Origin of the sequence: Catenibacterium sp. CAG:290, assembly GCF_000437715.1 — a bacterium.
In the GTDB taxonomy this organism is placed as follows: domain Bacteria; phylum Bacillota_I; class Bacilli_A; order Erysipelotrichales; family Coprobacillaceae; genus Catenibacterium; species Catenibacterium mitsuoka_A.
The window spans coordinates 1-15,346 of the sequence record NZ_FR898861.1; the positions used below are offsets into that span (position 1 = coordinate 1).

The 15,346-nt window shown below is 34.1% G+C and carries 17 protein-coding genes; 7 read left to right on the top strand and 10 right to left on the bottom strand.

Annotation, left to right across the window (positions count from 1 at the left end; all coding sequences use genetic code 11):
• The first annotated feature begins 83 nt into the window (after positions 1-83).
• Positions 84-419: a TetR-like C-terminal domain-containing protein gene (locus tag QVO42_RS08935; RefSeq protein ID WP_022425773.1), complete on the top strand. Its 336-nt coding sequence runs from the start codon at positions 84-86 to the stop codon at positions 417-419.
• On the opposite strand, the gene QVO42_RS08940 is transcribed toward QVO42_RS08935, so the two are convergent.
• Genes QVO42_RS08940 through QVO42_RS08955 form a run of 4 tightly spaced genes read right to left on the bottom strand, consistent with a single transcriptional unit; the run spans position 416 to position 3,617 of the window.
• Complete coding sequence (locus QVO42_RS08940; protein WP_022425774.1) at positions 416-814, bottom strand: DUF956 family protein; 399 nt, start codon at positions 812-814, stop codon at positions 416-418. The genes QVO42_RS08935 and QVO42_RS08940 overlap by 4 nt on opposite strands.
• 47 nt (positions 815-861) lie before the next feature.
• A complete protein-coding gene (locus QVO42_RS08945) occupies positions 862-1,779 on the bottom strand; it encodes a PTS system mannose/fructose/sorbose family transporter subunit IID (protein WP_022425775.1) in 918 nt (305 codons plus the stop codon).
• 20 nt (positions 1,780-1,799) lie between these two features.
• Entirely contained in the window at positions 1,800-2,615 is an 816-nt protein-coding gene (locus QVO42_RS08950) for a PTS mannose/fructose/sorbose transporter subunit IIC (RefSeq protein WP_022425776.1), read from the bottom strand.
• A gap of 15 nt (positions 2,616-2,630) precedes the next feature.
• Positions 2,631-3,617 carry a PTS sugar transporter subunit IIB gene (locus QVO42_RS08955; RefSeq protein ID WP_022425777.1) on the bottom strand — a complete coding sequence of 329 codons (987 nt, stop codon included), beginning with the start codon at positions 3,615-3,617 and terminating at the stop codon, positions 2,631-2,633.
• A 392-nt stretch (positions 3,618-4,009) separates the two neighbouring features.
• On the opposite strand from QVO42_RS08955, the gene QVO42_RS08960 reads away from it, so the two are divergent.
• The 4 genes from QVO42_RS08960 (at position 4,010) to QVO42_RS08975 (ending at position 8,493) form a co-directional block, all read left to right on the top strand.
• Positions 4,010-5,344, top strand: coding sequence for an MATE family efflux transporter (locus QVO42_RS08960; protein WP_022425778.1), 1,335 nt, complete (start codon positions 4,010-4,012; stop codon positions 5,342-5,344).
• The gene (locus QVO42_RS08965) at positions 5,341-5,895 is read left to right on the top strand and encodes a TetR/AcrR family transcriptional regulator (protein ID WP_022425779.1); all 555 of its coding nucleotides are present in this window, start codon (positions 5,341-5,343) and stop codon (positions 5,893-5,895) included. Before QVO42_RS08960 ends, QVO42_RS08965 begins: the two co-directional genes overlap by 4 nt.
• A gap of 124 nt (positions 5,896-6,019) precedes the next feature.
• Positions 6,020-7,813 carry an oleate hydratase gene (locus QVO42_RS08970; RefSeq protein ID WP_022425780.1) on the top strand — a complete coding sequence of 598 codons (1,794 nt, stop codon included), beginning with the start codon at positions 6,020-6,022 and terminating at the stop codon, positions 7,811-7,813.
• A 512-nt stretch (positions 7,814-8,325) separates the two neighbouring features.
• A complete protein-coding gene (locus QVO42_RS08975) occupies positions 8,326-8,493 on the top strand; it encodes a hypothetical protein (protein WP_022425781.1) in 168 nt (55 codons plus the stop codon).
• A 123-nt stretch (positions 8,494-8,616) separates the two neighbouring features.
• Here QVO42_RS08975 and QVO42_RS08980 read toward each other — a convergent pair whose 3' ends face one another.
• From QVO42_RS08980 to pckA, 6 genes are all read right to left on the bottom strand, one after another.
• The gene (locus QVO42_RS08980; protein WP_022425782.1) at positions 8,617-9,057 is read right to left on the bottom strand and encodes a hypothetical protein; all 441 of its coding nucleotides are present in this window, start codon (positions 9,055-9,057) and stop codon (positions 8,617-8,619) included.
• 414 nt (positions 9,058-9,471) lie between these two features.
• On the bottom strand, positions 9,472-10,194 hold the full coding sequence (locus QVO42_RS08985; protein ID WP_022425783.1) for a Type 1 glutamine amidotransferase-like domain-containing protein: 723 nt from the start codon (positions 10,192-10,194) through the stop codon (positions 9,472-9,474).
• Between the two features lie 87 nt (positions 10,195-10,281).
• The gene (locus QVO42_RS08990) at positions 10,282-10,761 is read right to left on the bottom strand and encodes an S-ribosylhomocysteine lyase (RefSeq protein WP_022425784.1); all 480 of its coding nucleotides are present in this window, start codon (positions 10,759-10,761) and stop codon (positions 10,282-10,284) included.
• Positions 10,762-10,829: 68 nt separating this feature from the next.
• Positions 10,830-11,012 (bottom strand): hypothetical protein, encoded by a 183-nt coding sequence (locus tag QVO42_RS08995; RefSeq protein WP_022425785.1) that lies wholly within the window; start codon positions 11,010-11,012, stop codon positions 10,830-10,832.
• A gap of 5 nt (positions 11,013-11,017) precedes the next feature.
• Positions 11,018-11,653, bottom strand: coding sequence for a 3'-5' exonuclease (locus QVO42_RS09000; protein WP_022425786.1), 636 nt, complete (start codon positions 11,651-11,653; stop codon positions 11,018-11,020).
• Positions 11,654-11,685: 32 nt separating this feature from the next.
• Positions 11,686-13,278 carry a phosphoenolpyruvate carboxykinase (ATP) gene (gene pckA, locus QVO42_RS09005; protein ID WP_022425787.1) on the bottom strand — a complete coding sequence of 531 codons (1,593 nt, stop codon included), beginning with the start codon at positions 13,276-13,278 and terminating at the stop codon, positions 11,686-11,688.
• A 249-nt stretch (positions 13,279-13,527) separates the two neighbouring features.
• On the opposite strand from pckA, the gene QVO42_RS09010 reads away from it, so the two are divergent.
• Together QVO42_RS09010 and QVO42_RS09015 are read left to right on the top strand one after the other, a co-directional pair.
• On the top strand, positions 13,528-14,310 hold the full coding sequence (locus tag QVO42_RS09010) for a zinc dependent phospholipase C family protein (protein ID WP_022425788.1): 783 nt from the start codon (positions 13,528-13,530) through the stop codon (positions 14,308-14,310).
• On the top strand, positions 14,282-15,346 hold a 1,065-nt coding region (locus tag QVO42_RS09015; RefSeq protein ID WP_288164255.1), incomplete at its 3' end, for an MFS transporter. The genes QVO42_RS09010 and QVO42_RS09015, both read left to right, overlap by 29 nt.

The following is a 15,346-nucleotide window of genomic DNA, read 5'->3' on the forward strand; positions in this document are numbered from 1 at the left end:
CTTAAATTCTAGCATTATTAACTTAATGACATTGAGTAGTCGCAGCTTTTATCAAAAACATTGGTACAGTCGAGTTTACTAATATGGCTGATTTCTTAACCGAAATCTTTATTAAGTTTACAGAAACAGTAAATCATGATCTAGAATTCTATGGTTTACTTTTTAATACAAATAACCGTTCTTTTCTTATTGTAAAGATTGTAGATATTCTTAGAAAATATGTACAACAGCGTATTGAAGAAACAGAAACACTAGATCAAAAAAGATTTAAAGTAGCAGTTGATTTGTGTATTCCTGGTATTATATCTGTATATATGAATTGGTTTACAAATAGTTATGATTATTCTATAGAAGAATTATCTAGTCTTCTAACAGACTTTATTCTTAATGGAATACAAAAAAATTGGCCAGGCAATTAAGCCTGACCATTTACTTTATGTCGATAATTGGAGTCAAAAATGTATCTTAATCCTCGTTTAATAATGGTAAAGAACGTAGGGGAACGATACATTTTTTCTTTTGGAAAATGATTTCCAACCACCTGTAATGTTTTCACATTATCACGTGTAGAGAAAGTAAAATGTCCATTGTTTTTAGTGAATATTGCGAAACGTGCAATTTTCTTATTAAAATATACAGAAGCACTGATATAATCAATTTCTTCCCATGGAATCTGAATAAAGTCTTCTTTATTCTTTTCGTTATAGAACTCAAAGGCCTTGTCCCCTACCATGACATCCCCATAGTTAGTTAAACCATTAAGTGAAGTTGCTTTAATTGAAAAATCAACTTTTGTATTTTGTGATTGTGCCATTTTATTTCCTCCTTAAAATTAAGAGGCAGTGAAACTGCCTCTAGTAATTACATAATACCGATAACTCTTGCAACGATACCAACAACGAATAATGCGATGATGATAACGATTGGAGATACCTTTTTCTTTAATAAGTAACAGCATAATAATGTAAGTAATAATGCTGCTAAACCAGGGATTAACTGGTCTAAGTTCTGCTGTAAAGTAGTAACCTTAACCTGATTTAATCCATTAGCACCAAGTGAGCTATACTGAGATAATGCTTCTTTGATACCTGCAGCACCCTTTGGTAACTTATCCCATTCGATATAAGCACCTTTAGACTGAGTAACCTGAGATACTACTGGAGTAAAGCTGATTGATACCCATCTCTGTACTAATGCACCGATGATGAACATACCAAGGATAGAAGCACCTTCAGTAACTTTACCAAGAAGTCCTCCTGACATATCCTTAGCAATAGAAGTACCTACTTTATAACCGAATTCCTGTGTATACCATAAGAATGCGATACGAATTATGTTCCATACTACGAAGAATAATAATGGTCCAACAATGCTTCCTGATAATGCAAGTGAAGCACCTAATGCACCTAAGATTGGTCTTACTGTAAACCAGAACACTGGGTCACCGACACCAGCAAGAGGTCCCATCATACCAACTTTAACACCCTGTACAGTCTGGTCATCTACAGGCATACCATTTGCACGTTCTTCTTCAAGTGCTAATGTAACACCCATAACTGGAGCTGATACATAAGGATGTGTATTATAGAATTCTAGATGACGCTTTAATGCAGCGGCTCTATCTTCTTCTTTTGTATATAATTTCTTGATAGCTGGGATAATTGAATAACACCAACCACCATTCTGCATACGTTCATAGTTCCAAGAACCCTGAAGGAACTGATGACGCCAGCATACGTCCATTCTATCTTTTTTAGATAGTGTAATCTTATCTGCCATAATGTTCGTCCTCCTTCAGATTAATAGTCGTTTAAGATGTCACCAAGTGGATCTCCAGATCCTCCAGCGCCACCATTACCTTTACCAGCATTGTCTTTTAATCCAAGATAAACTAAAGCAAGAACAACACCAATAACACCTAATGCGATTAAAGTAAGTTCTGAGATAGCTGCTAAAACGAAACCAAGAGCGAAGAATGGCCAAGTTTCTTTTGTAGCCATCATATTGATAACCATTGCATAACCTACAGCGGCAACCATACCACCGCCAACAGCCATACCACCAGATAACCAAGCTGGCATAGAATTTAATGCACCTGTTACAACCTTAGCTGGAACGAAGCAAAGGATAACTGCTGGGATCATAATACGAAGACCCTGCATTAAGATTGCAGCAACCTGCCATCTTTCAATAGCCTTATAATCACCTTTTTCTGCAGCTCCATCCATGAAGTGAACCATAGGAATTGCAAGAGTACGACAGATCATTGTTAAGAATAAACCTGCAACTGATAATGGTACTGCAACAGCGATAGAAGTATTGATAGCGTTAGTAACGTTTGTACTACCACCCTGTAAACCTAATACCATGATGATTGCTGAAGCAACTGATGCAAGAGCAGCATCTGGAGCAACAGCAGCACCAACGTTTGCCCAACCAAGGGCAATCATCTGTAATGAACCACCAAGGATGATACCTTCCTTTAAGTGTCCAGTAACTAAGCCGATTAACGTACATGCTACTAGAGGCTGATGGAACTGGAATTCATCAAGAATACCTTCCATACCTGCAAGTAAAGCAACAATCGCAATCAGCACAATTGAAATTGCTGACATAAATTATTTCCTCCCTTATTTAGACAATCCTTCTTTAGCTTTATTAAGGATTGCATTGATGTTATCAGGTGAATCATTTGGTACTTTACGTACATCAAATTTAACACCCTTAGCCATAAGCTTTTCAATAGTATCTACATCATCCTGACCCATTGATACGGCTTTAGTACAAACGACTTTACCCTGTGAATGAGCCATAGAACCTAAGTTCAATGTCTTGATGTCAACGCCACCTTCGATTGCACGAAGTGCATCCTGTGGGTTTTCAAATAATACTAATGCTTTTGTGTTACCAAAACGTGGATCCTTAGCAACCTGGATCATCTTTTCGATTGGTACTACGTGAGCTTTAACACCTGGAGGTGCTGCCTGAATAATCATTTCTTTTCTAAGATCATCATGAGCCACACCATCAGATACAACGATGATACGGTTTGGCTGAGTTGTCTTAGTCCATGCAGTCGCAACCTGACCATGTAATAAACGTGAGTCAATTCTTGCTAATACATACTTGATGTGACCATCACCAATAACTGTTCCTTCAGGAATAGCGCCCTGAGGTGCTGGTGCAGCAGCTGCTGCCTTTTCTTCCTTCTTAGGTTCTAGTGTTTCAGGTTTTGGTTTAACACCATCTCTTGCCACTTCAGTGACATGTGTAGCGATTTCATGAGCTGTTTCCATAGACATACGAGATGCATAAGTTTCAATCAACATTGGTAAATTTAAACCAGTGACAATTGCCCACTTATCTTCATGTCCATTAAGTAAAGCACTTACCTGATTGAATGGTGTTCCACCCCAAAGGTCTACAAGGAATAATACTTCATCCTGATTTTCAAAACCAGCAATCGCTTCTTCCATTTTTCTGCGAATATCATCTGGTCCTTCGCTAGGCATTAATGTGCAGGCTTTAACGTTAGCCTGATCACCAAAGATCATAGATCCTGACTGGAAAATGCCCTCTGCGAATTTACCATGGCTCGCAAGGATAATTCCTACCATTTTATCTCCTACCTTTCATAATTGTAAGTAAGTAGTGAAGATATACTCAATATGTATATGGACATTCATACATATAACTTATATATTATCTAATCCCTATCAACTTATATTTCTAGATAAATACAGTTTCTCCTCGAGATATATCTCCTATTTACTATGCTTACATTATATCACTATCATTTTTCTGTGCAATAATCCCGTTTTAGGAATTATATATACCATACTTTTTCACTATATATACCATATATATAAAAAAGTTGACATCATATACTATATATGATAGGGTCTATGTACAAAACCTTTTGGTTGTGGATTTTTGTCAGAGAAATCTTATTTTCGCCACACAGCGTTTTTTACGTTGTGTGGCTTTTTGTATGTTTAGGAGGAAAATTATGAATCAAGATTATATGAAAACAAAACCTATACTCCCTTTAGTACTCTCGATGAGCTTACCAATGGTCTTATCCATGCTTGTTAATTCTCTCTACAATATTGTAGATAGTTTCTTTGTGGCGCGTATTAGTGAGAATTCGATGAATGCTTTATCTCTAGTATTCCCTATTCAGAACCTTATTACTGCGATTGCCGTAGGGTTTGGTGTGGGCATGAATGCTGTGATTGCATTCTATCTAGGTACAGAGGATCATAAGAAAGCTGAAGATTCTATGGCACAGGGATTATTACTTTCTGCAATACATGGAATAATCTTAATGATTGTATGTGTTGTGTTTATTCCTAACTTCTTAAAATTCTTTACAAATGATCCTGTTGTATTAAAAGATGGGATATTATATGGACGTATTGCCTTCTCATTCTCTTTTGTGATTCAGGTAGGTATTGCCTTTGAAAAGATCTATCAGTCTTTAGGACGTATGGCTCTCACTATGAAGATTATGATTATAGGATGTGTCACAAATATTATTCTTGATCCTATTTTAATATTTGGTTTAGGTCCTATTCCTGCAATGGGTATTGCAGGAGCTGCGATTGCGACTGGTATTGGTCAGACAGTTCCTTTTATTCTATATCTATATTATTATAAGGTAGATTTACCACTACGTATTCATAAGGAAGCTTTAGAAAGTACTCAATATTATAAGAAGTTATATGGTATTGGTATTCCTGCTACTTTAAATATTGCTTTACCTTCTGTTCTTATTTCTGTATTAAATGCGATTCTTATTTCTTATTCAACTATTTATGTTGTAGTACTAGGTATCTATTATAAGCTTCAGACATTTGTCTTTATGCCATCTAATGGAATCATCCAGGGTATTAGACCACTTGTTGGATATAACTATGGGGCTAAAGAATATAATCGTATTAATAAAATCTATAAGCTCACTCTTGGTTTGAGTTTAATTATTATGATTGCTGGAACACTTCTTTGTTTTGTATTCCCTAAAGAAATCATGGGACTCTTTACCAAGAATAAAGAAACACTTGATGCCGGTGTGATTGCCCTACGTATTATTAGTATTTCCTTTGTCTTCTCTTCACTCTCACTTACTTCAGGAGGTGTACTAGAAGGACTAGGTATGGGTATTCCATCACTCATTATCTCTTTATGTCGATATGTTGTCATTATTCTACCATGTGCTTATATTCTTTCTTCACTACTTGGACCAACTGGTGTATGGCATGCTTTCTGGATTACAGAAGTATTTACTGCAGTTATTTCTCTACTTATATATAAGAAGAAAAAGAAGGATTCATTTAACTTATGAGTGAAATCACAAAACATGCATTAGAAGATTCTTTAAAGGTATTACTCTTAAGAAAACCTTTTAATAAGATTACGATTGGTGATCTCACAAAGGAATGTGGTATTAACCGTATGACATTCTATTATCACTTTACTGATATGCATCATTTACTTTCCTGGATTATCTTGGATGAAATACATCAATTACTATTAAATACAAATATCTACCCTGAAGGATTTATTTGTCTTCTCTATAAGATGAAAGAAGACAAGGTCTATATTATGAATGTATATCATTCATTACATCAAGAAGAGCTTCAAAGCTATTTATCCCCGATGATTCAAGGACTGCTTAAAATGAAGATAGAGGAAGAAGCCCAAGAAATATCTATTAAAGAGTCAGATAAAGAATTTATTGCTCGTTTCTATTCTTATTGTATTGTTGGATTATTGATTGACTGGGTGAAAGATGATATGAAAGAAAGTCCTGAGTTATTATCTGATAAAATGAATGAAATTATGGATGGATGTATTCATAGAGCACTTAAAAGATTTGAAATTCATCAAAACTAATTTTTTGATTAAAATTTTTACACTACATTGGTCATGATAAGATATTTATCATGGCTTTTTGTTTGTTTAAATAAAAGTGATAAAATATGATTTATACTAGAGTCATATCAAGGAGGTAACTATTATGTATTATTCATCAGGAACTTATGAAGCATTTGCACACCCAGAAAAACCAGAAGGTGTTGAAAAGAAATCAGCTTATATTATTGGAACAGGTTTGGCAGGTTTAACTGCTGCCTTCTATCTAGTAAGAGATGGACAGATGCCTGGCAATCATATTCATTTATTAGAAAAGCTAGAGCTTGCAGGTGGAAGCTGTGATGGTTATAAAGATGTTCATAAAGGCTTCTATATGCGTGGAGGACGTGAAATGGATAACCACTTCGAAATCATGTGGGATGTATTCCGTGATGTACCTTCTATTGAAACACCTAACGTATCTGTATTAGATGAATATTATTGGCTAAATAAACATGATCCTAACTATTCATTATGTCGTGCAACAGTCAATAAGGGTGAAGATGCGCATACAGATAAATTATTTAAATTAGATAAAAATAGTGCCATGGCATTGTCTCAGCTCTTTATTACACCTGAAGTTAATCTAGAAGATAAGAAGATTTCAGATGTATTACCTGAATCATTCTGGGAGACTAATTTCTGGCTATATTGGCAAACTATGTTTGCATTCCAGAAATGGTCTAGTGCATTAGAAATGAAGCGCTATTTATGCCGTTATGTACATCATATTGATGGTTTACCAGACTTTAGTGCTTTAAGATTTACTAAGTATAATCAGTATGAAAGTATGATTTTACCTTTAATTGAATATTTAAAGAAACATGATGTAGATGTTCAGTTTGGTATGGATGTTAAGAATGTCGTTATTGAAGAAGCCGATGGCAAGAAAACAGCTAAAGAACTTATTTATGTAAAAGATAATAAAGAACAGTCTATTCCTTTAACTGCAGATGATTTAGTCTTTATTACTAATGGATGTTGTACTGACACATCAAGTTATGGTGATCAGACTCATGCACCTGATTTATCTCATATTGTGAATGGCAAGGGTGAATCATGGGATTTGTGGAAGAATATTGCGAAACAGGCTAAACATGACGAATATGGACATCCTGATGTATTCTGCAGTGATACAGAAGCGACTAACTGGATGAGTGCCACTGTAGAAACATCTAATGAAGATATTATTCAGCATATTATAAATATTTGTAAACGTGATCCACGTGCTGGTAAAGTGACTACTGGTGGTATTGTGACTGTAAAGGATAGTGTTGATAATTGGTTCTTATCATGGACTATTAACCGCCAGCCACAGTTTAAATCTCAGAATAAAGATACAATACTTGTATGGCTTTATGCCCTTCATACTGATACAGAAGGTAACTATATCAAGAAAGCTATGAGAGATTGTACAGGTGAAGAAATCTGTCAGGAATGGCTTTACCATATTGGTATGGATGAAAGCAAGATCAAAGACTATTCAGAAAATACATGTAATACAACAACATGCTTTATGCCTTATATCAATGCCTTCTTCCAGCCTAGAAAGAATGTAGACCGTCCTAAAGTTGTACCAGAAGGCGCAGTGAACTTCGCATTTATTGGACAGTTCGCAGAAACACCAAGAGATACTATCTTTACGACTGAATATTCTATGCGTACAGGTATGGAAAGTGTCTATACATTACTTAATGTAGATCGTGGTGTACCTGAAGTATGGGGTTCTCAATATGATATCAGAGAATTATTAAGAGCAGCTTATTATGCAGTAGATAAAAAGAAGATTAATGAGTTACCATTAAACTTCAAGGAAAAGATGCTTTTAAAGACTGTATTAAAGAATGTAGAAGGTACAGATCTAGAAATCTTATTAAGAGAAACAGGACTTATAGATTAAGGGTGTAACAGGTAAACAACTCATTACAGTTTCAAAAAAGCAAAGAGCGGACCGACGTCCGCTCTTTTGTGGTATATTTAGTTTGCAATGATATACCAACAAGATTTTAAGGCATATCAGACATATGCGCTACTAGATTTTCATATTTCTTTTGAAATCTAAAGTGAAAGGTTAAATTCCACTCTAAGAAATGCATAAAGTGTAGTTTGTAGTATGGACATCCATCCCAATTTTTATTACTATAATTATAGGTAACCCTCCTTATTTGTTTGCGGTAATCCCACAATACTATGAATTTTTATTACTACTCAAAGTATAATGGTAAATCCACGATTGAACAAATTAAGGAAAGTTACTCTTTTTATTTCCTCCTCGTCATTTCATTATCTAATAAATTGTCACTGTGATGGTTGTCCATCCAGAATTGGAAGATACATAAACTACTACAAAGAACTTGATAAATTTCACAAGGAAGCAAGAAAAATATTACAAGTGAAGGAGGTAAAAAAATCATGTACAAGAAAGATAATAAAGCAAAAGAAACATTCGGTGATCTTAAGGAGAATATAGGTCATGACAATGTTCAGATGGAGATGTACCTTGTTGCAATGGGGCATAATATCAGGAAATACCACAAACTGAAGATGAAACAAAAACGAAGAGATCAAGAAGATGTTTAGATTATTTATCAGATGATATTTTTTAAAGAAATAGAAAGGTTCTTTTTAAGTGCGTCTAAAATATGAAAAAGAGCTGTAACGCTCAAGGTAGTAGTAAATACTATCTATTCGTTACAGCCCCTTTTAAAAAGGATAGAATGGATTGGGACTTTCTGGATCATTATAAATAGCACAGTCCATCTGCCATATATCCATAGAATCTTTAATCAAAGAACATAAATCATAATAACCTTCTTTATCTATTTCTCCATGGTCAACCATAGATTTATAAAACTTCTTAATACTTGCCGCAGTTGACTTAATATTACCAGGCGTAGACCATAAACATTTACGGATATAGAAGTCTCCTAAATAATCATCAAGCATATTAAGTCCTTCTTCCATAGGATAAGCATCCATATATAGTAAAAATTCATTAATATAGAATTCTACATTGGAAAGATGACGGCTAATAGTTTTATCTTTTAAACCTGATTGAATAAGATCGTCTTTAAAAAGATCTAAAAGAAGATAGTTTCTTTCTTTGATTTTTTTGCATTCTTCAAGATATTGATCGTAGTCCATAGTATAACTTCCTCTCTTCATGATATAAATATCATACAATATTTATATTCACGTTACAATTTAAAAATTTGAATACCCATAAACCACAGGTATGCTATAAAAAACGTTTTTAATCAGATCCTTTTAACACGCCGTGAGCAATAATTCCCCCACATTATAGGAGGTGGGATGAATTGCGGTAAACACAGTGTTTTATTTTGCTCTTAAGAGATACAGGTTTAATAAACTAACAAGCTAGTTATCTAGCTTGTTTTTTTATATGGTGCTATACAAAAAAGACGTTTCGCATTGAAACGTCCTTCTTGTATACAATTATGTTTTAAGGGGAGAGTTTAAAAACAATTTTCTTTTGCTCTTGTGTATTAAGATATTTTTTAAGGGAGTTTCTTAATACATTTATAATATAGCCCCTCTTTATGAATCCAATGTGAACATACAATCTTTTTCTTGTATAAGTGTTTGTTTTCCTTTTTCTATTTTATAAGAAAGACCATGAATGACTTCCTTTCCTTCATGAATATGTATAAAGCTTCCGTCCACTAATACTATAAAAGTTCTTTTGGCACTATCAGGATAAGCTATATCTTTGAATATATGAACACCATCCAAACAATCATCATGTATTTCATTATAGTGAGGAATGATCATTGTTTGGGTGAGTTCTAATCCCGGAAGATATCTTTGATACTTCTTATCAAGATATTCTCCTGGAAGTTCAGGCATGGCGTATACAGTCTTAGCACAGTTCATAGAACCTGCACTGACACCTACTATCACACCTTCATACTCCTTTAAATACTTCTTTAAGTGGATTTCTCTGAAGAACTTGTTTTGAGTAGGCACATGTCCTCCTCCAAGTATGATAAGATCTGATTCTTTCACTAGTTCTTCTGTCTTCTCTTTGTTTCGATCATCCAGAATAGTAAATGTATCCACTAAGAAATGACTATTCATCAAGGCTTTCTTTTGGTAGTTTCCCCATTCATCATTATAAATCGTATCAATTGGATCAGATGCAATATAAAGACAACGAATATGACGAGGAAGAACATTAAAAAGAAGAGAACGGAAACCATTCTCTTCATTAATATATTGACCATTTAATGTTAAGTTTGAGCTTGTCAGAAATAAATGCATAATAATACCTCTCTTTACTAGTATACATACAAGTAAGTAATTAATCAATATATGTACGTATACGTAAAAAAGACTTCCATGGAAGTCTTAATCTGGATATACTAAATGTTCTTCTGTGATATTTTTAAGAGTGTTATCTAAGAATCTTTTAGCAACAATCTTAGTAAGAGGTAAGTTCATATCTAAATAGTTACCACAGTCTCTTGCCGCAGCACCTGGAACATCACCTTCAAATTCAGCCATGAAAGTAAACATTTCAGTCACTAATCCTACAACATCCTTAGATTCTAAATCTCCTGCAAGAATCATATAGAATCCTGTACGACATCCCATAGGCCCAAAGTAAATAACTTTTTCAGCCCATTCCTTATGATTTCTTAAGAAAGTGGCACCTAAATGTTCCATTGTATGGATTTCAGCAGTATTAATAACAGGTTCTCTGTTAGGTGCTGTCATACGTATATCAAAAGTAGTAATGACTTCTTCTCCTACCTTATCTTTTCTAGATACATAAATACCTGGTAATAAAATTAAATGATTCACTGTAAAGCTTGCGATTTTGTTCATGTTAGTTTTTTTCCTTTCTATCTCCAATTAGTTAATATAACAATTATATACAATATTAACAGTTGAAGTCACTTTTTCAAGCCTTTTAATCTCAATATATCAATTCTCTTATCACGTGCAATTCTTGCTTCAGAAATACTCATTGTAGGTTGTACACTTAATCTTTCTTCTTCCACTTCCAATACACTTCTACGCAAATCTAATAATTGTTTATCTCTTTCTAATTCATCTTCTTCAACAAACATCTTCATTCTTTCTATTTCTTATTCTTTCTTTTCTTACGATAATTCTCTATTGTCCCAAAGTTATTAAAGATATCTTCCATCATCATTTCATATACAATATGCGTAATTTCACAATCATTCACTGCACGATGTGCATGAGAATAATCAATATGATAATGATCTGCAAGATCCTTGAGTCTATAGCGTTTCAAATCTTCATGTAAAAATTTTCTTGCAATCTTCAATGTATCAATATAATCATTTTGAAAAAGGACTCCATAATCTCTTAGAAGTTCATCATAGATGAAACGAATATCAAAACGGACATTATGACCTATGATCATATCATCCCCTATGAACTTAATATACTCTTTAAGGACATCTTTTTCCCCTCTTGCATCATGTAACATACGATTAGAAATGCCTGTGAGATTCTCGATAAAATCACTTATATAGATAGTTTTATCCTTATCTAGTAAGTCTACAGGTAATTGATCTCTTAACGGGTTAATGAGTTCACTAAAGCGTGCCACCTCTTTGTGATTGACATACTTAATAGCTGCGACTTCTATCAGTCTTTCTGTTTCAGGACTAAGTCCTGTAGTCTCTACATCTACTACAATATAAGTATCAGGATATTCTATTTTACTTTTCCCTATTTCTCCCATAAAACCTCCAAAAAAGCCACATGAAGTGGCTTTTATTTCTTAGGATGTGGTCCTGCTTTTCTAATATTTTCTGGCATATGTGGATACTTAGTATTGAAGTTTGCTTCAAACATCATAGCAAGTTCATTAGCCATATCTTCATATGCTTCCTTATTAGCCCATGTATCCTTAGGGTTTAATACATATTCTGGGACTCCAGGACATGATTGAGGGACATGAAGATTAAAACGTGAATCATAATAATAGATGACATTATCTAATGATCCATTGACTGCTGCAGTGACCATAGCACGTGTATATGATAGTTTCATACGTGAACCAATACCATAAGGTCCACCATTCCATCCAGTATTTACTAAATAAACCTTAGTACCATAGGCTTCTAGACGTGAACCAAGTAACTGTGCATAAATACTTGGCTCTAGAGGCATGAATGGTTCTCCAAATAGTGTAGAGAATGTAGGCTGTGGTTCGCTGATGCCTCTTTCTGTACCTGCAACTTTAGATGTAAATCCAGTAACGAATTGATACATAGCTGCATCATGATCAAGTCTAGAGATTGGTGGTAATACACCAAAGGCATCTGCAGTTAAGAAAATAACGACTTTAGGTACTCCACCTACTCCTGGAATCTGGGCATTTTGAATATATTCAATAGGATAACCGACACGTGTATTTTCTGTAAGTGTACCATCATCATAATCTGGCTGTCTAGTCTTTGCATCTACAACTACGTTTTCTAGTTCTGAACCAAAACGAATAGCACGATAGATATCTGGTTCTCCTGTAGGAGATAAATTAATTGTCTTTGCATAACATCCACCTTCAAAGTTGAAGATACCTTCTTCACTCCATCCATGTTCATCATCCCCAATCAACATTCTATTAGGGTCTGTAGAAAGTGTCGTTTTACCTGTACCAGATAAACCAAAGAAGATAGCTGTTTCTCCAGTATCTGGATCCATATTAGCTGAACAATGCATAGGGAGAATATTTTCCTGTAAAGGCATGCAATAGTTCATGATTGTGAAGACTGATTTCTTGATTTCTCCTGAGTATTGTGAACCTACAATAATAACTGTACGTTCTGTAAAGTTAATAATAATAGCTGCTTCTGAGTTAGTATGATCTACTTCAGAAACGCAATGGAATCCTGGTGCAACAAGAATTGTATAATCTGTTAAACCAAAATTATCTAATTCTTCTTTTGTAGGCCTAATTAATAATTGATGGATAAAAAGGTTCTGACATGCGAGTTCATTGATGACAGTGAATTTACGACGGTATTTCTTGTCAGCTCCAGCAAAGCCTTTAAATACGAATAATTCTTTGTCACTCATATAGTTAAGTACTTTTTCTTTTAATGCATTGTAGTTTTCTACACTCATGGCTACATTGACATCACCCCAGGCAATCTGTTCATGTACCTCTGGTGTATCTACAATAAATTTATCATGTGGTGAACGACCAGTATATTTTCCTGTTTTTACAACTAATGCACCCTGGTCAGTTAATAATCCTTCTTTACGCTTTAAAGCGTATTCTACTAATTTAGCAGGACATAAATTATAATGTGCTTTTCCTGTATAGTTTTTAATTCCTGCATATTCGAGTGTCTTTTCCATAAAGTAACCCCTTTCATTTTGTCTGTATAACACATTATAGCATAAAATTAACATTTTAACATACTCTATTTCCTAACAGTTATTGTGATTTGCGTAAATTTTGTATTTATTTTTTTGAAATGGTTGAAATATTCACCAAAAATAAGTGTTTACGGTATAATGAAGATACACAATCTTAACAGAAACGTAATCTATTTTTGATTTATGTTAAGAAATACTAGCTTATAATAGGTTTCAGGAGGTTTTTTTATGCCAGCAGGTTATACACATTATGTTTTTGGTGAACAGGTTTTAGATCAGCTTGATGAAAACATCAAGAAAAGGATCATGCCCTACATTGATTTATATCATATAGGGATTCATGGTCCAGATATTCTTTTTTATTATGATGTCTATAAGAAGAATCCTGTAAAATCATTAGGGTTTGGAATGCATCAGCTTCCTGCCACAGATTTCTTTAAACATGCAAAAGAACTCATTAGACAGGATGCCACAGATGCAACACTCGCTTATACTATTGGATTTATTACTCACTTTACATTAGATAGTTCTTTACATCCTGAAATTGGTGTATTAGAGAATACTTTATCTATGACCCATAGCTTACTAGAATCAGAACTAGATAGAGAATTACTTGTAAGAGTAGGAAAAGATCCTTTGACTGCCAATTTAACAACTCATATTCATCCTGGTTATACCAATGCACAGGTGATTGCACCATTCTTTGATTTAAAAGCAGAAGAAGTAGATAAAGCATTACATGATCTACTATTTATCTTAAAGTGGCTTGTAGCTCCTAGTAAATTGAAGAGAAGCTTTGTCTTAAGTGTAATGAAGTTAGGTGGTATGTATGAAGAATATAAAGGATTACTTATTAACTATGAAAAAGATGAACATGCTGCCAATGATATCAATCATTTAATAGAAATGAAGGATGAAGCAGTGCCTTTAGCCGTATCACTCATTAATGAGTATGTTGACCATCTTGATGATGATTACTTAAATGAAAGGTTTAATAGAAACTATGAATAAACTGACTAAACTAGAAAAATACTGGATCTTGTATGATGTCGGTAATAGCGCCTTTATTCTACTTGTTGCTACTATAGTTCCGATTTACTTCAACTATCTTGCGTCTCTCGCAAAGATCAGTGAAGTCAACTATTTAGCTTATTGGGGTTATGCATCTTCTTTCACAACTCTTATTGTTGCTATTATTGGACCAGTGCTTGGTTCTATTGTGGATACAAAAGGATACAAGAAACCAATCTTTACTATTAGTATGATCATAGGTGTAATGGGCTTAGCCTGTTTTTCAGTTCCTAAGTCTTGGATTATATTCTTAGGTGTATTCGTTATTGCGAAGATTGGTTATAATGCAAGTCTGATTTTCTATGATTCCATGCTTCTAGATATTACAGATGACAAGCGTATGGACTATGTTTCATCTCAAGGATATGCATGGGGTTATATTGGAAGCTGTGTGCCTTTTGTAATCAGCTTAGTGATTGTCTTATTCTATGAAAAGATGGCTATTCCATTTAACGGTGCTATGACAATCGCCTTCTTAATCAATGCATTATGGTGGCTGGGTATGACATTACCACTCTTAAAGAACTATAAACAGGTAAATTTCGTAGAGAAACAGGAACATCCTATTCGTGAAAGTTTTAAACGTTTAGGACATACTCTTTCTACTTTAAATGAAGATAAGAAAGTATTCTTCTATTTGATTTCTTTCTTCTTCTACATCGACGGTGTTTATACAATCATTGAAATGGCCACTGCCTATGGCAGTGCCCTTGGACTTAATACCAACGGATTATTAATTGCCTTATTAGTGACTCAGATTGTTGCTTTCCCATTTGCGCTGATTTTTGGACGTTTATCTAAGAAATACCCTACAGATAAACTTATTAAAGTATGTATTATTGCCTATACTGGTATTGCCTTATTTGCGATTCAGTTAGATAAACAATGGGAATTCTGGATCTTAGCTATTTTTGTAGGTATGTTCCAGGGAGCTATCCAGGCATTATCTCGTTCTTATTTTGCGAAGATTATTCCT

Bases quoted from the DNA above. Each gene is read 5' to 3' on its own strand.
- QVO42_RS08935 (WP_022425773.1), top strand. From the start codon at position 84: ATGGCTGATTTCTTAACCGAAATCTTTATTAAGTTTACAGAAACAGTA.
- QVO42_RS08940 (WP_022425774.1), bottom strand. From the start codon at position 814: ATGGCACAATCACAAAATACAAAAGTTGATTTTTCAATTAAAGCAACT.
- QVO42_RS08945 (WP_022425775.1), bottom strand. From the start codon at position 1,779: ATGGCAGATAAGATTACACTATCTAAAAAAGATAGAATGGACGTATGC.
- QVO42_RS08950 (WP_022425776.1), bottom strand. From the start codon at position 2,615: ATGTCAGCAATTTCAATTGTGCTGATTGCGATTGTTGCTTTACTTGCA.
- QVO42_RS08955 (WP_022425777.1), bottom strand. From the start codon at position 3,617: ATGGTAGGAATTATCCTTGCGAGCCATGGTAAATTCGCAGAGGGCATT.
- QVO42_RS08960 (WP_022425778.1), top strand. From the start codon at position 4,010: ATGAATCAAGATTATATGAAAACAAAACCTATACTCCCTTTAGTACTC.
- QVO42_RS08965 (WP_022425779.1), top strand. From the start codon at position 5,341: ATGAGTGAAATCACAAAACATGCATTAGAAGATTCTTTAAAGGTATTA.
- QVO42_RS08970 (WP_022425780.1), top strand. From the start codon at position 6,020: ATGTATTATTCATCAGGAACTTATGAAGCATTTGCACACCCAGAAAAA.
- QVO42_RS08975 (WP_022425781.1), top strand. From the start codon at position 8,326: ATGTACAAGAAAGATAATAAAGCAAAAGAAACATTCGGTGATCTTAAG.
- QVO42_RS08980 (WP_022425782.1), bottom strand. From the start codon at position 9,057: ATGGACTACGATCAATATCTTGAAGAATGCAAAAAAATCAAAGAAAGA.
- QVO42_RS08985 (WP_022425783.1), bottom strand. From the start codon at position 10,194: ATGCATTTATTTCTGACAAGCTCAAACTTAACATTAAATGGTCAATAT.
- QVO42_RS08990 (WP_022425784.1), bottom strand. From the start codon at position 10,761: ATGAACAAAATCGCAAGCTTTACAGTGAATCATTTAATTTTATTACCA.
- QVO42_RS08995 (WP_022425785.1), bottom strand. From the start codon at position 11,012: ATGAAGATGTTTGTTGAAGAAGATGAATTAGAAAGAGATAAACAATTA.
- QVO42_RS09000 (WP_022425786.1), bottom strand. From the start codon at position 11,653: ATGGGAGAAATAGGGAAAAGTAAAATAGAATATCCTGATACTTATATT.
- pckA (WP_022425787.1), bottom strand. From the start codon at position 13,278: ATGGAAAAGACACTCGAATATGCAGGAATTAAAAACTATACAGGAAAA.
- QVO42_RS09010 (WP_022425788.1), top strand. From the start codon at position 13,528: ATGCCAGCAGGTTATACACATTATGTTTTTGGTGAACAGGTTTTAGAT.